This is a genomic window from Isoptericola jiangsuensis (genome assembly GCF_002563715.1).
Classification (GTDB): domain Bacteria; phylum Actinomycetota; class Actinomycetes; order Actinomycetales; family Cellulomonadaceae; genus Isoptericola; species Isoptericola jiangsuensis.
Map to the genome: position 1 here is coordinate 3273966 of NZ_PDJJ01000001.1, position 21606 is coordinate 3295571.

General features: G+C 74.0%; 17 protein-coding genes. 6 read left to right on the forward strand and 11 right to left on the reverse strand.

Annotation, left to right across the window (positions count from 1 at the left end; all coding sequences use genetic code 11):
* Window positions 1–11 precede the first annotated feature (11 nt).
* Complete coding sequence (locus ATJ88_RS14735) at window positions 12–908, reverse strand: LysR family transcriptional regulator (protein WP_098464475.1); 897 nt, start codon at window positions 906–908, stop codon at window positions 12–14.
* A 102-nt stretch (window positions 909–1010) separates the two neighbouring features.
* Between ATJ88_RS14735 and ATJ88_RS14740 the strand changes: the two genes are divergently transcribed.
* Window positions 1011–1868, forward strand: a complete 858-nt coding sequence (locus ATJ88_RS14740) for an aldo/keto reductase (protein ID WP_098464476.1) — start codon at window positions 1011–1013, stop codon at window positions 1866–1868.
* Between the two features lie 19 nt (window positions 1869–1887).
* Window positions 1888–2823: an aldo/keto reductase gene (locus ATJ88_RS14745; protein ID WP_098464477.1), complete on the forward strand. Its 936-nt coding sequence runs from the start codon at window positions 1888–1890 to the stop codon at window positions 2821–2823.
* Between the two features lie 142 nt (window positions 2824–2965).
* Here ATJ88_RS14745 and ATJ88_RS14750 read toward each other — a convergent pair whose 3' ends face one another.
* Window positions 2966–4903 (reverse strand): ABC-F family ATP-binding cassette domain-containing protein, encoded by a 1938-nt coding sequence (locus ATJ88_RS14750; protein ID WP_098464478.1) that lies wholly within the window; start codon window positions 4901–4903, stop codon window positions 2966–2968.
* Window positions 4904–5133: 230 nt separating this feature from the next.
* On the opposite strand from ATJ88_RS14750, the gene ATJ88_RS14755 reads away from it, so the two are divergent.
* Window positions 5134–6105, forward strand: a complete 972-nt coding sequence (locus tag ATJ88_RS14755) for an acetylxylan esterase (protein ID WP_098464479.1) — start codon at window positions 5134–5136, stop codon at window positions 6103–6105.
* A 385-nt stretch (window positions 6106–6490) separates the two neighbouring features.
* On the opposite strand, the gene ATJ88_RS14760 is transcribed toward ATJ88_RS14755, so the two are convergent.
* The 7 genes from ATJ88_RS14760 to metG all read right to left on the reverse strand — a co-directional run bounded on the left by ATJ88_RS14760 (window position 6491) and on the right by metG (window position 15605).
* Complete coding sequence (locus ATJ88_RS14760; protein ID WP_098464480.1) at window positions 6491–7423, reverse strand: 4-(cytidine 5'-diphospho)-2-C-methyl-D-erythritol kinase; 933 nt, start codon at window positions 7421–7423, stop codon at window positions 6491–6493.
* Window positions 7420–8292 carry a 16S rRNA (adenine(1518)-N(6)/adenine(1519)-N(6))-dimethyltransferase RsmA gene (gene rsmA, locus ATJ88_RS14765; protein WP_098464481.1) on the reverse strand — a complete coding sequence of 291 codons (873 nt, stop codon included), beginning with the start codon at window positions 8290–8292 and terminating at the stop codon, window positions 7420–7422. The genes ATJ88_RS14760 and rsmA overlap by 4 nt, the downstream gene beginning before the upstream one ends.
* Window positions 8293–8320: 28 nt before the next feature.
* Window positions 8321–9634 (reverse strand): resuscitation-promoting factor, encoded by a 1314-nt coding sequence (locus ATJ88_RS14770; RefSeq protein ID WP_098464482.1) that lies wholly within the window; start codon window positions 9632–9634, stop codon window positions 8321–8323.
* Between the two features lie 352 nt (window positions 9635–9986).
* Window positions 9987–11249: a resuscitation-promoting factor gene (locus ATJ88_RS18845; protein ID WP_281255255.1), complete on the reverse strand. Its 1263-nt coding sequence runs from the start codon at window positions 11247–11249 to the stop codon at window positions 9987–9989.
* Window positions 11250–11449: 200 nt separating this feature from the next.
* On the reverse strand, window positions 11450–12676 hold the full coding sequence (locus tag ATJ88_RS14780; protein WP_245852457.1) for a resuscitation-promoting factor: 1227 nt from the start codon (window positions 12674–12676) through the stop codon (window positions 11450–11452).
* A 52-nt stretch (window positions 12677–12728) separates the two neighbouring features.
* Window positions 12729–13739, reverse strand: coding sequence for a TatD family hydrolase (locus ATJ88_RS14785; protein WP_098464483.1), 1011 nt, complete (start codon window positions 13737–13739; stop codon window positions 12729–12731).
* Between the two features lie 69 nt (window positions 13740–13808).
* The gene (gene metG / locus ATJ88_RS14790; protein WP_098464484.1) at window positions 13809–15605 is read right to left on the reverse strand and encodes a methionine--tRNA ligase; all 1797 of its coding nucleotides are present in this window, start codon (window positions 15603–15605) and stop codon (window positions 13809–13811) included.
* Window positions 15606–15764: 159 nt separating this feature from the next.
* Between metG and ATJ88_RS14795 the strand changes: the two genes are divergently transcribed.
* Together ATJ88_RS14795 and ATJ88_RS14800 are read left to right on the forward strand one after the other, a co-directional pair.
* Window positions 15765–16340, forward strand: a complete 576-nt coding sequence (locus ATJ88_RS14795) for an isochorismatase family protein (protein ID WP_098464485.1) — start codon at window positions 15765–15767, stop codon at window positions 16338–16340.
* Between the two features lie 208 nt (window positions 16341–16548).
* Window positions 16549–17082 (forward strand): LURP-one-related/scramblase family protein, encoded by a 534-nt coding sequence (locus ATJ88_RS14800; protein WP_098464486.1) that lies wholly within the window; start codon window positions 16549–16551, stop codon window positions 17080–17082.
* A 9-nt stretch (window positions 17083–17091) separates the two neighbouring features.
* On the opposite strand, the gene rsmI is transcribed toward ATJ88_RS14800, so the two are convergent.
* Window positions 17092–17955: a 16S rRNA (cytidine(1402)-2'-O)-methyltransferase gene (gene rsmI / locus ATJ88_RS14805; RefSeq protein WP_098464487.1), complete on the reverse strand. Its 864-nt coding sequence runs from the start codon at window positions 17953–17955 to the stop codon at window positions 17092–17094.
* Window positions 17956–18002: 47 nt separating this feature from the next.
* Here rsmI and ATJ88_RS14810 point away from each other — a divergent pair, with 47 nt between their 5' ends.
* Window positions 18003–19946, forward strand: a complete 1944-nt coding sequence (locus tag ATJ88_RS14810; RefSeq protein ID WP_245852460.1) for a dolichyl-phosphate-mannose--protein mannosyltransferase — start codon at window positions 18003–18005, stop codon at window positions 19944–19946.
* A gap of 218 nt (window positions 19947–20164) precedes the next feature.
* Here ATJ88_RS14810 and ATJ88_RS14815 read toward each other — a convergent pair whose 3' ends face one another.
* Window positions 20165–21601: a family 20 glycosylhydrolase gene (locus ATJ88_RS14815; protein ID WP_098464488.1), complete on the reverse strand. Its 1437-nt coding sequence runs from the start codon at window positions 21599–21601 to the stop codon at window positions 20165–20167.
* Between the last annotated feature and the right edge of the window lie 5 nt (window positions 21602–21606).

Here is a 21606-nt window from a genome sequence, read left to right on the forward strand (position 1 = left end):
ACGCCTTCCCCTCACGCGGCCGGCGCGACCTCCAGGTTCGCCTCGACGAGCAGCTCCAGGAGACGTGACGCGGTGGGCGCCGCGACCGGCGAGGAGACCGCCGAGACCACCCACTGCGGCCGCCCCTGCTCCGGCAGCGCCGACGCGGTGAGCCCCGCGGCCTGCGGCTTGGCGGCGACGTGCTGCGGCACGATCGCGATGCCGAGGCCGCGCTGGACGAAGTCGAGCAGGGTGTGGACGTCGTCGACGCTCATCCGTACGCGACGGTCGAGGTGCCGGGCGGCGAAGGCCTCGTCGACGAGCCGCCGCACGCTCCAGGTCTCGCGGAAGTCCACGAAGTCGCGCTCGGCGAGGTCCTCCCAGGTGATCCCCGCGGAGCCGGCGAGCGGGTCGGACGGGTGGGTGAGCACGACGACGTCGCGGCGGCCGAGCTCGAGGCGTCGCAGGCCGCCCAGGTGCTCGGTCGCGGCGAGGAACCCGACGTCGAGGTCGCCGGCACGCAGCTGGGCGGCGAGCTCGTGCGACCCGGCCTGGACGAACTGGATCTCGACGAGCGGGTGGCGCAGGCGGAACCGTTCGAGCAGGGAGCCGACGTCGACGACGCCGAGGCACTGCTCGGACCCGACGCGCAGGTGCCCGGACAGCTGCCGGCTGGCCCGGACGACGGCGTCGCGGCCCCCGGCGGCCTGGGCGAGCATGCGCCGCGCGAACGGGAGCAGCGCCCGCCCGGCGGCGGTGGTGCTCACCTGCCGGGTGGTGCGCTGGAACAGCGGGGCGCCCAGCTCCTTCTCCAGGGACCGGATCGCGGCGGACAGGCCGGACTGGCTGACGCCGCACAGCGCTGCGGCGCGCGTGAAGTGGCCCTCCTCCGCGACGGCGACGACATACTCCATCTGGCGCAGCTCCATCGATCACTCCTGCTTCTCAATGTCATGAGCATCTTTCGTTGGACTTCTCATCATCTCCCTTCCTATCGTCGAAGCACACCCCGATCCGGAACGAGGAGCACCGTGCAGCAGCGCACCATCGGAGACACAGCAGTCAGCGCCATCGGGCTCGGCGGCATGCCGATGTCCATCGAGGGTCGACCGGACGAGGCCCGGTCCGTCGCGACGATCCACGCCGCCCTCGACGCGGGCGTCACCCTGATCGACACCGCCGACGCCTACCACCGTGACGCCGACGAGGTCGGCCACAACGAGGAGCTCATCGCCCGCGCGCTGCGCTCCTGGGGCGGCGACGCGTCCGGCGTCCTCGTCGCGACCAAGGGCGGGCACCTGCGCCCCGGTGACGGCTCCTGGACGCAGGACGGCCGCCCCGAGCACCTCAAGGCCGCGGCGAAGGAGTCGGCGCGTCGGCTCGGCGTCGAGGCGATCGGCCTCTACCAGTTCCACCGGCCCGACCCGGCCGTCCCCTACGCGGAGTCCGTCGGCGCGCTCGCCGAGCTCCTCGACGAGGGCGTCGTCCGGCAGGCCGGCATCTCCAACGCGTCCGTCGCGCAGATCGACGAGGCGAACGAGGTCCTGGGCGGGCGGCTCGTGTCCGTCCAGAACCAGTTCTCCCCCGCGTTCCGCTCCAGCCTGGCCGAGCTCGAGCACTGCGCCGCGATCGGCGTCGCGTTCCTGCCGTGGTCGCCGCTCGGCGGCATCTCCCGCGCCGGCGACCTCGGGTCGACGCACGCCGCCTTCGGGCGCGTCGCCGAGCGCCACGGCGTCAGCCCCCACCAGGTCGCGCTCGCCTGGGAGCTGGCGCTCGCCCCCGTCGTCGTGCCCATCCCGGGCGCGTCCCGCCCCGCGAGCATCACCGACTCGGTCCGCGCGGCCGAGCTCACCCTCACCGCCGACGAGCTCGCCGAGCTCTCGGCCTGACCGATCGAGGAGCATCCACATGAGGACCGTCCCCCTGGGAACCACGGGCCGCGACGTCCCCAACGTCGTGCTCGGGCTCATGCGCATCGCCGACATGGACGACGACGCCGTCCGCGAGCTCGTGCGCACCGCCCGTGACGCCGGCATCGACTTCGTCGACCACGCCGACGTCTACGGCAAGGACCTGCACGGCTGCGAGCGCCGGTTCGCCGAGGCGATGCAGCTCACGCCGTCGCAGCGCGACGAGCTGACCATCCAGTCCAAGGCGGGCATCGTGCGCGAGGGCCCGTACTTCGACTACTCGTACGACCACCTCGTCTCCTCCGTCGAGGGGTCGCTGGAGGCGCTCGGCACCGACTACCTGGACGTGCTGCTGCTGCACCGCCCCGACGCCCTCGTCGAGCCGGACGAGGTCGCCCGCGCGTTCGACCACCTGGAGTCGGCGGGCAAGGTGCGGGCGTTCGGCGTCTCGAACCACACGCCGCGCCAGATCGACCTGCTGAAGAAGTCGGTGCGGCAGCCCATCGTCGCGAACCAGCTCCAGCTGTCGATCACGCACGCCCCGATCGTCGCGCAGGGCGTGGCCGCGAACATGGCGGGCGAGGACCAGGCGCTCACCCTCGACGGTGGCGGCATCCTCGACTACTGCCGCCTGCACGACATCACCGTGCAGGCGTGGTCGCCGTTCCAGGCCGGGTTCTTCACCGGCGTGTTCCTGGGCTCGGACGACTACCCCGAGCTCAACGCCGTCATCGACCGTCTCGCCGCGCAGTACGACGTGCCGCCCATCGCGATCGCGGTCGCGTGGATCACGCGTCACCCCGCGCAGATGCAGGTGGTGCTGGGCACGACCACGCCGGAGCGCGTCACCGGCGCCGCCCAGGGCTCCGACGTGCCCCTGACCCGCGCCGAGTGGTACGAGCTGTTCCGCGCCGCCGGGTACCGCGTGCCCTGACGCGTCGGGAGACCGACGACGGCCCGGCCGGGCCCCGGGTGACCGGGGCACGGCCGGGCCGTCGTCGTGCTCGGGCCGTCACCGTCCTCGGCACCCGGACCGCTGCCGCAGGCGGGCCGTCACCACCGGCCGGCGGTGACGCTCACTCGGCGAGCTCGGCGGCCTCCAGCCACTCGAGCTCCAGCTCCTCCTTCTCGGCGAGCACCTCGCGCAGCCGCGCGTCGAGCCGCGCGACCCCCTCGTAGTCGGTGGGGTCGGCGGCCATCCTGTCGTGCAGCGTGGACTCCTCCGCGGTCAGCCTCGCGAGCTGCCGCTCGACCCGCTGCACGACCTTGCGCGCAGCCCGCTGCTCCGCCGCCGTCGCCGTCGCCGCCGCCGCCGCCGTCCCCGTCCCACCAGCCGAAGGACCGGCGGCGGACGGGCCCGAGGCGGGTGGCGGGGTGTCGTCGTCGCGAGGCTGGCTGGGCCTGGCAGGAGGCTGCGAGGAACGAGCAGCCGAGCGGTTGCCTCGCGACGACGACACCCCGCCACCCGCCGCACCGACGCCAGCACGCCGGAGCTCCAGGTACTGCTCCACCCCGCCGGGCAGGTCCCGCAGCGCGCCGTCGCCCAGCAGCGCCCACTGGCGGTCGCAGACGCGTTCCAGGAGGTAGCGGTCGTGGGACACGACGATGAGCGTGCCGGGCCAGCCGTCCAGCAGGTCCTCGACGGCGGCGAGGGTGTCGGTGTCGAGGTCGTTGGTGGGCTCGTCGAGCAGGAGCACGTTGGGCTCGGACACGAGGAGGCGCAGGAGCTGGAGGCGGCGGCGCTCGCCGCCGGAGAGGTCGCGGACGGGGGTGTGGGCACGTTCGCGGGTGAAGCCGAGGCGTTCGGTGAGCTGTCCGGCGGTGAGCTCCTTGCCGTCGACGACGACGGTGCGCTTCTCGGCGTCGACGACCTGCACGGCGGTGAGGTGGCCGACGTCGTCGAGCTCGGCGACCTCCTGGGTGAGCTCGGCGACCTCGACGGTCTTGCCGCGGCGCACGCGCCCGGAGTCGGGGTCGCGGCGGCCGGCGAGCAGGGCGAGGATCGTCGTCTTGCCGGCGCCGTTGACGCCGACGAGGCCGTACCGGTCGCCGGGGCCGAGGCGCCAGGTGACGTCGTCGAGGAGGGTGCGGGTGCCGCCGCCGGGGCGGGGCACGGTGACGGTGACGTCCTCGAGGTCGAGGACGTCCTTGCCGAGCCGCTTGGTGGCCATCTGCGTGAGCTCGAGGGTGTCGCGGGGCGGCGGCTCGTCGGCGATGAGCGCGGAGGCGGCGTCGAGGCGGAACTTGGGCTTGGAGGTGCGGGCGGGGGCGCCGCGGCGCAGCCAGGCGAGCTCCTTGCGGAGCAGGTTGTCGCGCTTCTCGGCGGCGACGGTGGCCTGTCGTTGACGTTCCGCGCGCGCGAGGATGTAGGCGGCGTACCCGCCCTCGTAGCCGTCGACGGCGCCGGACCCGTCGCCGCGGACCTCCCACGTGCGCGAGCAGACCTCGTCGAGGAACCAGCGGTCGTGGGTGACGACGACGAGGGCGCCGGTGGCGCCGGGGCGGCCGTACCGCTGCTTGAGGTGCTCGGCGAGCCAGGCGACGCCTTCGACGTCGAGGTGGTTGGTGGGCTCGTCGAGGAGGAGGACGTCGGGGTCCTGCGCGAGGAGCGCGGCGAGGGCGACGCGGCGGCGCTGCCCGCCCGACAGGGTGGTGGCGGGCTGGTCGAGGTCGAGGTCGGCGAGGAGCCCGGCGTGGATGGCGCGGATGCGGGCGTCGGACGCCCACTCGTGGGTCTCGTCGTCGCCGTGGACGAGGTCGAGGACGCTGGCGCCCTCGGGGACGTCGTCGCGCTGGTCGAGCATGCCGAGGCGGGAGCCGCCGACGCGGGTGATGCGGCCGGCGTCGGGGGTGGCGGTGCCGGCGAGGAGCCGCAGGAGCGTGGACTTCCCGGCGCCGTTGGGTCCGACGACGCCGACGCGGTCGCCGTCGTCGAGGCCGAGGGAGACGTCGTCGAGGAGGGTGCGGGTGCCGATGGACAGCGCGATGGTGTCCGCGCCGAGGAGATGTGCCACCGCCTCAGGGTAGTCGCCGCCGGGTGGCGTCCCGACGGTCCGCTGCGCCGCCGTCCGGGCGTCGAGCGTCCCTGAAAGTCCGGGATGCGGGGCCGATGCCGGACGTTCAGAGACGCTCGACGGCCGGGAGACCGGCTCCGTGAGCGCTAACCTCGGTGCCGAGACCGTCACGTCCGGCACCGCGGTCCGACGCCGTCGTCGGCACCGCCGCCCGTCCCGAGGAGAGCCGCATGGCCCAGTTCGACCTTCCCGTCGCCGAGCTCGAGCAGTACACGCCGCAGGTCGACGAACCGGCCGACTTCGACGCGTTCTGGACCGGCACGATCGCCGAGGCGCGCGGCTTCGGCGGCGCGCCCGTCGCGGAGCGCGTCGACACGGGGCTGACGGAGGTCACCGTCGACGACGTGACGTTCCCCGGGTTCGGGGGCCACCCGGTCAAGGCGTGGCTGGTGCGACCGGCGCGCGTCGACGGCCCACTGCCCGCCGTGGTGGAGTTCATCGGCTACGGCGGCGGCCGCGGCCTGCCGCACGAGCACCTCGGGCCGGCCGCCGCCGGGTTCGCGCACCTCGTCATGGACACGCGCGGGCAGGGCTCCGGCTGGGGCTCCGGGGGCGACACCCCCGACCCGGTCGGCCATGCGCCGGCGTCGCCCGGCTACATGACGCGCGGGATCCTCGACCCGGCCGAGCACTACTACCGGCGCGTCTACACCGACGGGGTGCGCGCCGTCGACGCGGTCCGCCAGGTCGACGGGATCGACCCCGCCCGCGTCGCCGTGGCCGGCACCAGCCAGGGCGGCGGCATCGCGATCGCCGTCGCCGGGCTCCTGCCCGACGTCGTCGCCGCCGCGCCGAACGTGCCGTTCCTGTCGCACTTCCGCCGGGCCGTGCAGATCACGGACGCGTTCCCCTACGGCGAGATCACGCAGTACCTGTCCGTGCACCGCGAGCACGAGGACGCCGTCTGGCGCACCCTGTCCTACCTCGACGGGGTGTCGTTCGCGCGGCGCGCCCAGGGTGCCGGCCTGTTCTCCGTCGCGCTCATGGACGCCGTCTGCCCGCCGTCGACCGTGTACGCGGCCTTCAACGCGTGGTCGGGCGTCGACAAGCGCATCGACGTCTACCCGTACAACGGCCACGAGGGCGGCCAGCACTACCGGTTCGCCCCCACGGTGGAGTTCCTCCGCAAGCACCTCGGCTGACGCACGGCCCCGTCGCTGGTTCCCGGCGGTCCGCGCTGACTCACGAGAACCTGCGCTGACTCGCTGCCATCAGCGCTGAGTCACGAGGAACTGCGCTGAGTCACGGGGATCTGCGCTGACTCAGCGGTACGGGCGCTGAGTCACGGGGATCTGCGCTGACCCGCGGGGATCTGCGCTGACTCAGCGAAACCCGCGCTGACTCGCGGGGAGCGCGCCGCAGCGTCGAAGGTCGGCGGAGGGTGCCGCGCGTCGTCGTCAGACCCGAAGTGGAGGGCCCCCTGGGGCCCGTGAACGCGACGACGCGCGGCACCCTCCACCGACCGGCACCCTCCACCGACCGGCACCCTCCGCCGACCGGCGCCCGACCCGGCCCGCGCCGAAGCCGTCAGAGCGCGCGAGCACCCGCGGCCGGGCCCGTGGTGCACCACACGGAGTCGGCGGCGCCCTCCGCGGTCCACGTCGCGGCGATGGCGAGCGCGTGCTGCCGGGACCGGGCGAGCGCGGCGACGCTCGGCCCGGACCCGGACACGACGACGCCGAGCGCGCCCCCCTGGCGGGCGATGTCGAGGGTGCGCGCCAGGTCGGGGCGCAGGTCGACGGCGGCGTCCTGGAGGTCGTTGTGCAGGGCCCGGCCGAGGGCGGCGGGGTCCCCGGCACGCAGGGCCTGCATGAGCTCGGTGTCGTCGACGGGGTCGACGGCGCGCGCCTGCCCGCGGGTGAGCTCGTCGAACCGGCGGTAGACGTCGGGGGTGGGCAGACCTTCGTGGCGGACGGCGAGCGCCCAGTGGAACTCGCCGCGGGTCATCGCGGGGGTGAGCAGGTGCCCGCGCCCGGTGCCGACGGCGGTGTGGCCGAGGAGCGCGAACGGCACGTCGGAGCCGAGCCCGGCGGCGAGGGTCGCCAGCTCGTCGCGGGACAGGGCGGTGCCCCACAGGGCGTCGCACGCGACGAGGGTGGCGGCGGCGTCGGCGGAGCCGCCGGCCATGCCGCCGGCGACGGGGACGCCCTTGGCGAGGTGCAGCCCGACGTCCGCGGCGGTGCCGACGTGCCGGGCGAGCGCCTCGGCGGCACGCCACGCGAGGTTGGTGCGGTCGAGCGGCACCTGGTCGGCCTGCGGGCCGGTGACGGTCACGGAGATCCCGGCGCCCTCGGGCACCTCGGTGGCCGTGACCTCCTCCACCAGGGTGACGGCCTGGAAGACGGTGACGAGGGGGTGGTAGCCGTCGTCCTCGACGGGCCCGACGCGCAGGGAGAGGTTGAGCTTGCCGGGTGCGCGGACGCGCACGGACGGCGAGGGGGCTGCGGCGAGGTGCGTCACGCGTCCACCGTGCCAGGGGTCGCCCCCAGGCGCTCGGCGATCCGTGCGAAGTCGGCGATGGTGAGGCGTTCGCCGCGCAGCCCGGGGTCGACGTCGGCGGCGCGCAGCGCCTCCTCGGCGGCGGCACCGGACCCGAACAGCCCGGACAGGGCGGCGCGGAGCGTCTTGCGGCGCTGCGCGAACGCGGCGTCGACGACGGTGAACACCTGCTCGCGGGTGGCGGTGGTGGCGGGCGGGTCGTGGCGCTCGATGGCGACGAGGGCGGAGTCGACGTTGGGCTCGGGCCAGAAGACGTGCCGGGAGACGTTGAGGGAGCGGCGCGCCCGCCCGTACCAGGCGGCCTTCGCGGACGGCACGCCGTACACCTTGTTCCCGGGGGCGGCGGCGAGCCGGTCGGCGACCTCGGCCTGCACCATGACGAGCACGGTCTGCAGCGAGTCGAACCGTTGCAGGAACGTCAGCAGCACGGGGACGGCGACGTTGTAGGGCAGGTTCGCCACCAGGGAGGTGGGGGCGGCGCCGGGGAGCTCGGTGACCTCGAGGGCGTCGGCGGTCACGACCTCGAAGTCGGCGTCGGGCGCGTGCTTGCGCACGGTCGCGTCGATCTGGCCGGCGAGGACGGGGTCGATCTCGACGGCGACGACGGACGCCCCGGCCTCGAGCAGGCCGAGGGTGAGGGAGCCGAGCCCGGGCCCGACCTCGACGACGCGGTCGCCGGGTTCGACGCCTGCGGCGCGCACGATCTTGCGTACCGTGCCGCCGTCGTGGACGAAGTTCTGGCCGAGCGTCTTGGTGGGCCGGACGCCGAGGCGCCCCGCCAGCTCGCGGATCTCCGCGGGACCGAGCAGGGCGCCAGGGGTGGTGGTCATGGGTGGAAGTATCGCCCGAGGTGAGCGATCAGTACCAACCGACGGACTCGGAGTGGGCCCACGCGCCGCACGGGCTGCCGTAGCGGCCGGCGATGTAGTCGAGGCCCCACGCGATCTGGGTGGCGGGGTTGGTCTGCCAGTCGGAGCCGGCCGTGGCCATCTTGGAGCCGGGCAGCGACTGCGGGATGCCGTAGGCGCCCGACGACGGGTTGGCGGCGGTGTGCGACCAGCCGGACTCCCGGGTCCACAGGGACTCCAGGCAGGTCCACTCGCTGCCGGTCCAGCCGCGCGCGGCGGCCATCTGCTGACCGATCTGCCGGTTGGACCCCGAGTAGGTGGCGCCGGAGGTGGAGGTCGCGGGCTCCGGCTCGCGCTCGGGCTCGGGTCGCGCCTTGGTGCCCTGGACGAGCACCTCGGTGACGGGCTTCGTGGTGACCTTCGCGGACACCTTCTCGTCGGAGACGACCTTGCCGTCGATCGTCGTGACCTCGCGCACGATCGTGCGCTCGCCGTCCTTGCCCGCGGTGCGGACCTTCGCGTCGAGGTCCTCGTAGCGCTTCGCGCTGGTCTTGGTCACGGTGTCGTGCGCGATGGTGCGGGTCTTCTCGACCTTCTTCACCTCGACGCGCTCGACGACGACGGCGACCCGGGGCACGTCGGTGCCGGTCGGCACGTCCGTGGCGGCGACGCCGGCGTCGTGGGCGGTGGCGACGGACACGAGGTCGTCGTCGTCCACCGTGACGTCGGTCGTGGCGAGGACGGCGGCGAGGTCCTCGGACCCGTCGGCCACGTCCACCTCGCCGTCGTGCACGACGGCGACCTGCTGGCCGGCGTGGAGCTGGATCGGCAGCTCGGCACGGTCCTGCGAGCGGGACGCGACGAGCTGGACGTCGCTGCCGCGCTGGTGCAGGAGGTTGAGCGCCTCGGACGCGTCGAGCGCCGTCAGCCACACCTCGTGCTCGGTGCCGTCGACCTCGACGGTGAGCTCCTTGCCGGTGCGCACGACCACGTCGGCGTCGCCGTCGAGGGCGGCGTGCATGCCGGGGGCGACGACGTCACGGGCGGAGAGGTCGACGCCCTGCTCGGCGAGCAGGCCCTCGACGTCGCCGGCGAACGTGGTGACGGTGCGGGTCTCGCCGTCGACGTCGAGCTCGACGGTCTTGTGGGCGTGGGCGACGCCGACGGCGGAGCCGACGCCGAGGGCGAGCGCGCCGACGCTGCCGCCGGCGATGAGCGCGCGACGGCGGCTGCGGCGCCTGCGTGTGACGGTGCGCGTCTCGGCGGTGGTGGGCCGGGCGTCGTCGGTGGTGTGCTGGGGGGTGTTCTCGGGCACGGAGGTCATGGGATCTCCCTGGGATTCGTTCGGCGGACAGCCCTCGCGGGCCGACGGCACTACACCAGGTGGTCCTGATGCGCGCGAAAAGACATCCGACCGTAACCGCTTCGTGATCTGATGCAAGAGGATGGAAGTCACACCTGGGCGCCTCGTACGGCACCTTCACGTGCCTCTCACACCCCGGTTCCCTCGCCTCCCGATCGACGTGGCCCGACCACCGGGAGCGCCGTCGCGCTGACTCGCGGGACGGTGCGCTGACTCGCGGGAGCCGGACGTGCGAACGGCGGGGCGGGGTCTTCCCGGACCGGTCCGGGAAGACCCCACCCCGCCGTGAACCCGACGGACGGAGCCGACAGCGCTACAGCAGGCCCAGCTTCGCGGCGCACGCCGGCCACTGACCCCAGCCGGACTGCGCCTGGAGCTTCTGGGCCCGCATGGTCTGCTCGGACGCGGAGGCGTCGGAGGGCAGGCCGGAGCCGCCCATCGCCTGCCAGGTCGGCAGCGAGAACTGGTAGAGGCCGTAGTAGCCGTTGCCGGTGTTGGTGGCCGGGTTGCCGCCGGACTCGCACTGGGCGAGGGCCGCCCAGACGCCGGACGGGGCGCTGCCGCCGGACGAGCCGGAGGACGAGCCGGACGAGGAGGACGACGAGGACGAGGAGCTGGTGGGTGCCGGCTCCGGCTCGGGCTCGGGGCGCTCCTTGGTGCCCTCGACGATCACCTTGTCGCGGGCCTTGCGGGTGACCTCGGAGGAGATCTTCTCCCGCTCGGTGACCTCGCCGTCGACGGTGGTCACGCGGTGGACGGTCGTGCGCACGCCCTTGCGGCCCTCGGTGGCGACGTAGCTGCCCTGGTCCTCGTACCGGTCGGGGTCCTGCTTCGTCACGGTGTCGAAGGCGATCTTCTTGGTGGTGGTCACCTTCTCGACGTCGACGCGCTGGACGACGACACGGACCGTGGGGTCGGTGGGGCCGGCGGCGGCGATGCGGTCGACGTGGACGATGTCGTCGGCGTCGAGGGTGACGCCCTCGGCGGCCAGCAGGTCCTCGAGCGACACGGCGCCGTCGGCGACGACGGTCTCCTCGCCGCCGACGACGAGCGCGACGGGCTCGTCGGCGTCGAGCCGCAGCGGGAGGACGGCGCGCTCGTCGGACCGGGACGGCAGCAGACGGACCTGCTCGTCGCGGTCGGCGAGCTGGTCGAGGGCGTCGGCGGCGTCGAGGGCCGCGACGACGACGTCCTGCTCCTCGCCGTCGGTCTCGACGGTGAGCTCGCGGCCGTAGCGGACCTGGACGACGGCGCCGTCCCGGAGGTCCTCGCCGGCGGCGGGGGTGACCTCGTCGTCGGCGCCGACGCGGACGCCCTCCTCGGCGAGCGCGTCGGAGACGGTCGCGGCGTAGGTGGAGACCCGGGTGAGCTGTCCGTCGACGTCGAGCGTGATGTCCTTGCGGAGCTGGTCGGCGACGGCGGCGCCGATGCCGGCGGTGAGCGCGAGGCCGAGGGTGACGGCGAGGGTGACGAAGGGCCAGCGGCGGCGGCGTGGCGCGGCGGCGGCGGTGGTCTCGGTGGCTACGGTGGAGGCGTCGTCGGGGACGGGCTGAGGCGCGACGGTCGAGTCGTTCACGGGGGTCCAGTCGTGGTCGTGCCCGGGCACGGCGTCGGCTCCCGACTGGCTGTCGGGCCGCGAGGCCGATCCGGCGGCTCCGAGGACCGTAACCTGATCGTGATCGACTTCCAAGCGCCGTCGTGGTAGTTACGTCCCGCGACGCGGCCTATGCCGGAAAAGTCCTCCGCACGCCACGCCGCCGACGCGTCACGGACCGGTCAGTACCACCCGACCGACATCGAGTGGTTCCACGCCGCGCACGGGGTGCCGTAGCGGCCCGCGATGTAGTCCAGGCCCCAGGCGATCTGCGTCGCCGGGTTGGTCTGCCAGTCGGACCCCGCGCTGGCCATCTTCGACCCGGGCAGCGCCTGCGGGATGCCGTAGGCACCGCTGGAGGCGTTCTCGGCGTTCCACCGCCAGTTGGACTCCTTGGTCCACAGTTTGTCCAGGCAGACGAACTCGCCGTCGCCCCAGCCCCGCTCCGCGGCCATCGTCCGCGCGATGGCCTTCGCCGACCCGGGGTCGACCTGCACCTGCGACAGGTCGAGCGTGCCGACCAGCACCACCTCGGTGACGGGCTTCACGGTGACGGTCCGGTCCACGACCGTCCGCTCGACCTCGGCGCCGTCGAGGGTGCGCACCTGGTAGGTCGTGACCCGCTCCCCGACCACACCGCGGGTCTGCACGGACTCGTAGCCCTCCGGCAGGTCGTCGGACTCGACGCGTTCGGTCTCGAACGGCACGACCTCGGTGACGATGTCGGACGCGGTGGCCCCGCGGCCGACCACGAGGACCATGTCGTCGACGGCGGCCGCGCCGAGCGGCGCGGACGTGTAGTCCTCGGCGCCGAGGGTGATGCCGGCCTCCGCGAGGACGTCGCGGACGGTCGACCCGGTGGTGCGCAGCAGGATCACCGACCCGTCCACGGACACGTGCACCTTCTTCACCGTGGACACGCGCAACGGCTCGCGCCCGAGGGGCTCGCTGCGGGACGCGGCGCTCGTGACCGCGCCGTCGGCGCGGGGGCCCAGCGCCGCGAGGAGCTCGCCGACGGTGTGCGCCGTCGTGGCGAGCGTGACGACCTCCCCGTCGATCTCCAGGGTGACGTCGCGGCTGGTGCGCACGACGACCTCGCCGTCGCGGGGGGCGCGCTGGTCGAGACCCGGCTGCACGAGGTCGTCGGGGCCGGGGTGGATGCCGTGGAACGCGAGGACGTCCGCGACGGTCCGGCCGTAGCCGTCGACCTCGCGGACCTTCCCGTCGACGTCGAGCTCGACGCTCGAGTGCGCGTCGACGACCGCGTAGGAGCCGACGGCGACGGACACCAGGACCGTGCCGTGCACCGCGCCGCGGGCGATCTGCGGGAGCGGACCGCGGCTGCCGACGAACGCCAGGGCGTCCCTGCGCCGTACCGGCTGCTTCCGCCGCGCCTTGGACCTCGTCACGGGCACCAGACCGTAGCCGACGCGGGGCACCGCTGGGAAGCCTGGCCGGGCGTCACCACGGGCCGTAGACCTGCTCGGACGTGGCCGACACGGCGGCGCAGACCTCGGCGAGGGGCCGGTCGAGGACCTCGGCGACGGCGTGCACGGTGTGCGCGACGACGTACGGCGCGTTGGGCCGTCCCCGGTACGGGTGCGGCGGCAGGTAGGGGGCGTCCGTCTCGACCAGCACGAGGTCGAGGGGGACGGCGCGCAGCGCGGCCCGCAGGTGCTCGTTGCGGGGGTAGGTGACCGGGCCCGCGAACGACAGGTACCAGCCGTGCTCGGCGGCGAGCCGCGCCATCTCCTCGTCCCCGGAGTAGCAGTGGAACACCGTGCGTTCCGGGGCACCGTCGGCGAGGAGCACGTCGATCACCTGCTGGTGGGCGTCCCGGTCGTGGATCTGCAGGGCGAGCCCGAGCTCCTTGGCGAGCGCGACGTGCGCGCGGAACGCCTCCCGCTGCGCGACCTCGCCGAGCGGTCCCGTGCGGAACAGGTCCATGCCGGTCTCGCCGACGGCACGGACCCGCGGGTTGTCGCGGGCCACCTGCGCGACCCGGGCGACGGCGTCGTCCAACGACGTCGTGTGGTGCGGCTGCGGGTCCGGCTCCAGCCCGTCCGGGCCGACCTCGTGGACGCCTGCGTGGAGCACCGCCTCGTTGGGGTGGATCGCGACGGCGCCCAGCAGCCGCGCGAGCCCCCCGCCCGCCGTCGCCGCGGCGTGCTCGGCGGCGACCCGCAGCAGCGCGTCCGTCCACGCGACCGACGGCAGGTCGCAGCCCACCTGCACCAGCCGGTCCACCCCCGACGCCGCGGCGTGCGCGAGCTGACCGCCGACCGCGTGCCGCTCCCCCGTCACGGCCGCCAGGCGGTCGTCGAGGTCGTGCGCGGCCAGCGCCGGGTGCTCCCCCACGGCCGCGAGGTCGAGCACCGGCCCGATCGCGTCGAGGTGGGTGTGGTTGTCGACCACGGGGACGGGCAGCGGCTCCGCCTGCGGCGGGAAGCCGCGCTCACGCTGGCGCGCCATGGCGCTCCTTCCGCACGCGCGGGCAGGGACGGGCGGCCGGCCCGCCGTCGCGGGCCGGCCGGCGGGGGATCAGGCCTTCTCGCGGAGGCGCTCCAGCTCCTCGTCGACGATGGACTCGTCGAGCTTGGTGAACACCGGGGACGGCTTGCCGATCTGGGTGCCCGGCACCACCGGCACCGAGGCCCACGCCGGGAACGCGTAGGCGCCGTCGTGGCCGCCCGTGATCACCGGGTAGTGGCGCGAGTCGTCGTCGAGGTCGGCGACCTCCTCGATGACCGGCTGCGGCGCGAACTCGCCCGTGCCGCCGAGGACCTCGTGCACCGACTGCGCGGAGTGCGGCAGGAACGGCGAGAGCAGCGTGTTGCAGTCGCTCACGGCCTGCGTCGTCGTGTGCAGCACCGTGGCCAGGCGCTCCGGGTCCGCCTTGAGCTTCCACGGCTCGGTCTCCGACACGTACCGGTTGACCTCGCCGACGACGCGCATCGCCTCCGCGATCGCGGCGCGCTGCCGGTTCGACTCGATGAGGGAACCGATCCGGCCGAACGCCTCGCCCGTCGTGGCCAGCACCGCCTTGTCGACGTCCGCCGTCTCGCCCGGGGTCGGGACCTGACCGAAGTTCTTGTGCACCATGCTCGCCGTGCGGTTCACCAGGTTGCCCCAGCCCGCGACCAGCTCGTCGTTGGTGCGCCGCAGGAAGCTCTCCCACGTGAAGTCGACGTCCTGGCTCTCCGGGCCGGCCGCCGCCACGTAGTAGCGGAACGCGTCCGGCTGGTAGCGGGCCAGCATGTCCCGCACGTAGATGACGACGCCGCGCGAGGACGAGAACTTCTGGCCCTCCACGTTGAGGAACTCGCTCGACACGACCTCCGTGGGGAGCTGCAGCGACCCGTACCGGCCCGGCTCCCCGCCCTTCGACCCGCCGCCGTCGTAGCCCAGCAGCTCCGCCGGCCAGATCTGCGAGTGGAACGTGATGTTGTCCTTGCCCATGAAGTAGTACGACCGGGCGTCGGGGTTCGTCCACCAGTCGCGCCACGCCTCGGGGGTGCCGCGGCGGCGCGCCCACTCGATCGAGCTCGACAGGTAGCCGATGACGGCGTCGAACCACACGTACAGCCGCTTGGACGGGTTGTCCTCCCAGCCCTCCAGCGGCACCGGGATGCCCCAGTCGATGTCGCGCGTCATCGCACGCGGCCGGACGTCGTCCAGCAGGTTGCGGCTGAAGTTCAGCACGTTGGGGCGCCAACCCTGCCGGCCCTCCAGCCACAGCGACAGCGCGTCGACGAACGCCGGCAGGTCCAGGAAGAAGTGGTTCGACTCGACGAACTTCGGCGTCTCGCCGTTGATGCGGCTGCGCGGGTTCTTCAGGTCGATCGGGTCGAGCTGGTTGCCGCAGTTGTCGCACTGGTCGCCGCGCGCGCCGTCGTACCCGCAGATCGGGCAGGTGCCCTCGATGAAGCGGTCCGGCAGCGTGCGGCCCGTCGACGGCGAGATCGCGCCCATCGTCGACTTCTCGACCATGTAGCCGTTCTTGTGCACCGTGCGGAACATCTCCTGCACGACCGCGTAGTGGTTGCGCGTCGTCGTGCGGGTGAACAGGTCGTAGCTCAGGCCCAGCGACGTCAGGTCCTCGACGATGACCCGGTTGTACCGGTCCGCGAGCTCCTGCGGCGTCACGCCCTCCTGCTCGGCCTGCACGAGGATCGGCGTGCCGTGCTCGTCCGTGCCCGACACCATCAGCACGTCGTGACCCGCCATCCGCATGTGACGGCTGAAGACGTCGGAGGGAACGCCGAAGCCGGCGACGTGGCCGATGTGCCGCGGCCCGTTGGCATAGGGCCATGCCACGGCCGAGAGGATGTGGGTCATGGCCCGAATCCTACTTGCCCCCGCGTCGGGCCCACCGGGACGTCTCAGCCCTCGCCGCCGAGATCGACCCACCCGTGCCGAGATCGACTCACCGTGGGTCGATCTCGGCACGGGCAGGTCGATCCGGGCGGGCCTCCGCGCGGGTGGCAGAGTGGAGGCATGAGCACCCGCGCCCTGATCGTCGTCGACGTCCAGCCCACGTTCTGCGAGGGCGGCGAGCTGCCCGTCGACGGCGGGAACCAGGTCGCCGCCGACGTCGCCGCGTACGCCGCCGCGCACCGGGGACGCTACGACCTCGTCGTCACCACGCAGGACTGGCACGTCGACCCCGGCGAGCACTTCAGCGACAACCCCGACTACGTCGACTCGTGGCCCGTGCACGGCGTCGCCGGGTCCCCGAACGCCGCCCTGCACCCCGCGCTGGCCGACCTCGCCGCCGACGTCGCCGTCCGCAAGGGCCAGTACGACCACGGCTACTCCGGGTTCGAGGGCGTCACGGACGACGACCGCACCCTGGAGGACGTCCTGCACGCCGCCGGCATCGACGCCGTCGACGTCGTCGGCCTCGCCGAGTCCCACTGCGTGCGTCGCACCGCGCTCGACGCCGTCACCGCCGGGTTCGCCACCCGCGTTCTCACGGACCTCACCGCTCCCGTCTCCCCCGAGCTCGGCGAGCGGGCCCGCACGGAGCTCGCCGCCGCGGGCGTCACCCTCACCCCGTCGACCGCCCTCTGACACGACCCGGCACGGGCCCCGCGAGTCAGCGCGCCTCCCGGCGAGTCAGCGCACAGCTCCGCGACTCAGCGCACCTCCCAACGAGTCAGCGCACTCTCCCGCCAGTCGGCACACCTCCACGCGACTCAGCGCTCCGCGCCACCCGGCCGGTCTCCCCGGCCGCCGCCCGTGCCCCGAGGCCCGCCGGACGCTAGCGTGCGAGAAGCGCGTGACCGACACCGAGGAGGACCCCGTGGCACTTCCCCCGCCGCCCGCCGGCTGGAGCCGGCACGTCGTCAAGAGCAGGTTCGGTCTCGGACGGGACTTCGCCGTCCTGGACCCGACCACGGACGAGCAGCGCTGGTTCGTCGACGGCAAGGTCGGGGTCCGGCCGCGCGCCGACGTGCAGGACGCCGCCGGGCAGGTCGTCTACCAGGTCACGGGGCGGATGCTCGGCATCCCCAAGCACATGACGATCGCCCGCGCCGACGGCACGGAGGTCGCCTCCCTGCGCGCCAAGGTGTTCTCCCCGATCAAGGACCGCATGACGATGGAGGTCCCCGGCGGGGAGCCGTGGAACCTCACCGGGTCGTTCATCGAGAAGAACTACGCCGTGGAGGCGGGTGGACGCCCGATCGTGCAGATCACGCAGAAGTGGGTGACGATCCGCGACGCCTACACGCTGGACGTCGCGGACGGCACCGACGTCGGGCTCGCGCTCGCGGTGGTGTGGGCGATCGACCGCTGGGTCGAGCGCGACTGACGACGCCGGTCAGCGCCCGGCCAGCGCCGCCGCGTAGAGGTCGCGCTTGCCCACGCCCGTCGCCTCGGCGACCTCGGCGACGACCGTCTTGAGGCGCTCGCCACCCTCGACGCGGGCCAGGACCTGCGGGACGAGGTCGTCGAGGCTCGGCGGCCCGGCCGGCGGGGCGCCGGCCACGACGACGCAGATCTCCCCGCGCAGCGGACGGTCGCCGTCGGCGCGCTCGGCCGCGGTGGCGGCGAGGTCGCCGAGGGGGCCGCGCAGGACCTCCTCGTAGGTCTTGGTGAGCTCGCGGCAGACGGCGGCGGGCCGGTCCGCGCCGAACGCGTGGGCCATCGCGGCGAGGGTGTCGACGACGCGGTGCGGCGCCTCGAAGAACAGCATCGTGCGGGGCTCCGTGGCCAGCGCGCCGAGCCAGCGGGCGCGGTCGCCCGGCTTGCGGGGCACGAACCCGTCGAACGTGAACCGGTCCGTGGGCAGGCCGGACAGGGCGAGGGCGGTGAGGACGGCGGACGCGCCGGGGGCGGCGGTCACGGGCAGGCCGCGCTCCACGGCCCGCGCGACGAGCCGGAATCCCGGGTCGGACACGGCAGGCATCCCCGCGTCGGTCACCACGACGACGGTGCCGCCGCCGTCGACCACGTCCAGCAGGTCGTCGGCACGCTCCCGCTCGTTGTGCTCGTGGTACGACACGACGCGACCCCCGACGGTCACGTCGAGACGCGCAGCGAGGGCGTGGAGACGACGCGTGTCCTCGGCGGCGACGACGTCGGCCTCGGCGAGGAGCCGCAGGAGACGGGGCGAGGCGTCCTCGACGTTGCCGATGGGGGTGGCGGCCAGCACGACGGACCCGGACTCCGCAGGACGACTCATGGGGACAACTGTCCCACGGGCACCGACGACCCCCTAGAGTGACCGGGGTGAGCGCCCCTGACGACGACGCACCCCCCTCCGGCGACAGCGCTGCCGGGGGCCCCGGCGACTCCACGCCGACCCGTCAGTACCCGACTCGACGCGAGGTGCACGGCCGCACCGACACCCGCGGGATCCCCGTCGTGACCGGCGCGATCCGCGCGATCACCGGGGCCACGCCGGCCGTGCGGTCCACCCGGTCCGCGCGGTCGGCGGGTTCGGCGGCGTCCGCGCCGTCGAGCCCCGCCGTCGGGTCGGCCTCCACCCCGGCCGGCGCGTCCCCGGACCACCCCGCGGCCGCGACGCCATCGGCCGACACCCCCGGCGGCACGACGACCGGCACGGCGGCCGTCGTCACGGCGGACCGTGCCGCCCGGCCGTCCGCGCACGCCCTGCTGGTACGCCTCCTCGGCGAGCGCCGCGTCGCGATGGACACCTCCCGCCGGTCGCAGCTCGTCGGCTGGGTCGGCGTCGTCCTCGTCACGCTGGTCGCGGCCGTCACGCGCCTGTGGCACCTCGGGACGCCCGGCACCCTCGTCTTCGACGAGACCTACTACGTCAAGGACGCGTTCACGCTCGGCACCACCGGGTTCGAACGGGCCTGGCCCGACGACCCGAACGCCGCGTTCGAGGCCGGCGACGTCACCTCCTACCTCGACCAGGCGGCCTACGTCGTCCACCCGCCCGTCGGCAAGTGGATGATCTGGCTCGGCATGGAGCTCGGCGGCGGCGCGACCAACCCGTTCGCGTGGCGGCTCGCCGGCGCCGTCGTCGGCATCGCCGCCGTGTTCCTGCTCGTGCGGATCGCCCGTCGCCTCTTCGCGAGCTCCGTCATGGGCGTCCTGGCGGGCTTCCTGCTCGCGATCGACGGGCAGGCGATCGTGCACTCCCGCACCGCGCTCCTCGACCAGTTCCTCATGTTCTGGGTGCTCGTCGCCTTCGGCTGCCTCGTCATGGACCGGGAACAGGCCCGACGACGGCTCGCGGAACGCGTGTCGGCCATCCTGGACGCCGGTGGCACCGTCGACCGGTACGGGCCACGGCTCGGCATGCGCTGGTGGCGCCTCGCCGCCGGCGTGTCCCTCGGCCTGGCCTGCGGCGTCAAGTGGTCCGGCCTGTACTTCGTGGCCGTGTTCGGCCTGCTCACCGTCCTGTGGGACCTCACCGCCCGCCGCCGCGCGGGCATCGGCCGCTGGGCCGAGGACGGCCTCCTCGTCGACGCCGTCCCCGCGTTCCTCCAGATCGTGCCCGTCGCGCTCGTCACCTACGTCGCCACCTGGTGGTCGTGGATCACGACGTCCGGCGGCTACTACCGGGACTGGGCCACGAACAACCCCGACGCCAGGGCGTGGATCCCGGACTGGCTCGAGAGCCTGTGGTTCTACCACCAGCAGATGTACTCGTTCCACAAGGGCCTCGACGCCGAGCACGCCTACGCCGCGCACCCCCTCGGCTGGATCGTCCAGTGGCGCCCCACGTCCTTCTACTGGCAGCGCGCCGCCGCCGGGGAGGGCACCTGCCCCACCGACGTCCAGAACGGCTGCGCCACCGCCGTCACCGCCCTCGGCAACCCCCTGCTGTGGTTCCTCGCCGCCATCGCCATCGTCGTCACCATCGCCCTCGGCATCTGGCTGCGCGACTGGCGGGCGCTCGCCGTCCTGTCCGGCACCGTCGCCGGCTGGCTCCCCTGGTTCGCGTTCGCCGACCGCACCATCTTCACGTTCTACTCGATCGTGTTCACGCCCTGGGTCGTGCTCACCCTCGTCTACCCGATGGTCGTCGCCCTCGAACGCAGCCGTTGGCGCCAGGGCAAGGGCGGTGTCCTCGCGGTCGTCGGCGTGATCGTCGCCGCGATCACCCTCGTGTCGGTGGCGTTCTACCCGTTCTGGTCGGCCCTGCAGGTGCCGTACGACTATTGGCACCAGGTGTTCCGCTTCCAGAACTGGATCTGAGCGGGCGGTCCTGCTTCCGTCGGGGCGGCGCCCGTCGCGGGGCCGGCGCGACGGAAGGACGAAGCCGGGGACGGGATGACCCGCGCACAGCCGTCATCCCCGAAGTGGAGGGCCCCCTGGGGCCCGTGAACGCGGCTGTGCGCGGGTCGTCCCGTCCCCGGCGACGCGTGAGACGCCGGCGGGGCGCGACCCGGAGGCCGCACCCCGCCGGCGACGGGTCAGGACCAGTCGACCTGCGGCGTGGGGTGGAACGCCCAGCCGTGGCTGCGCCAGGCGGGCGCCGCGGCGGCGGTGCGGGCGGCGAACGCGTCGAAGTCCTTCGCGTCGGGGGCGGTCCAGGCGACCTCCGCGACGGCGCCGAGGCGCGGCAGGAGCATGGAGAACAGCTCGTCGCGGGTGGTGATGGTCTCGGTCCAGATGGCGGCGGAGACGCCGGCGACGGCCTCGGCGGGCATGCCGTCGATGACGGTGGCGGGCTCCCAGTCGTAGGAGTCGCGCAGCTCGACGTAGCCGGCCCAGTGCAGGCCGAGGGGGTGGCCCTCGACGTACTGCATGTCGAGGTAGGCGTGGTTGCCGGGCGACATGATGAACTGCGCGCCGGCGGCGGCCGCGGCGACGAACCGCTCGAACTCCTCGCCCTTCGGCTCCCAGTACTGGAGCAGGGTGCCGGGCTCGACGGGGCCGCGGGCGCCCTCCTGCCAGAAGATGGGGGTCTTGCCGTGCTCGCGGACGATGCGGGCGGCGAGCTCGACGAACTTCGCGAACTCGTCGTGGTCCATGGTGAGGACCTCGTCGCCGCCGACGTGCACCCAGTCGCCGCGGGTCATGCGGGCGATGTCGCCGATGACGTCGCGCAGGAACGGCTCGGTGGTGGGGTTGTCGAAGTGGAGGCGGGAGAAGCCGACCTCGATGCCGGAGTACGCGTCGGTGGGGAGGCCGTCGGTGGTGAGGCCGCCGTAGACGTGGGTGGCGGCGTTGACGTGCCCGGGCATGTCGAACTCGGGGACGATGGTGACGTACCGTGCCGCGGCGTACTCCTGGAGGGCGGCGTAGTCGTCGACGGTGAGGAACCCGGCGGTGCCGCCGCCGACCTGGTTGTCGGACGCCTTCTCCAGCTCGGGGCGCGACGGGATCTCGAGGCGCCAGCCCTGGTCGTCGGTGAGGTGCAGGTGCAGCACGCGGAGCTTGAACGCGGCGACGAGGTCGACGACGGCGCGGATGTCGTCGGGGCCGAACCAGTGGCGCACGACGTCGAAGCTGAGGCCGCGCCAGGCGTAGCGGGGGGCGTCGTGGACGACGATCGCCGGCACCGCGGGGGTGGCGTCGGTGCGCTCGACGAGCTGGCGCAGGGTGCGGGCGGCGTGCAGCAGGCCGACGGGCTCGGCGGCGACGGCCTCGACGCCGTCGGCGGTGACGGTGAGGCTGTACCGCTCGGGGCTGTCGGCGGCGGCGGGACCGGCGGCCGGGTCGAGGCGGAGCGTGAACGGCACGCCGTCGTCGGCGCGGCCGACGCCGACGGCGGCGAGCTGTTCGGCGACGACGTCGAGCAGGGTGCCGGGCAGGTCACCGGCGGGGGCGAGGCGCACGGCCGGGAGGGCGAGGGCCGGGGCGTCGGTGGGCAGGACCTCGGTGGGCCACGGGATGAGGGGCAGCATGGTTC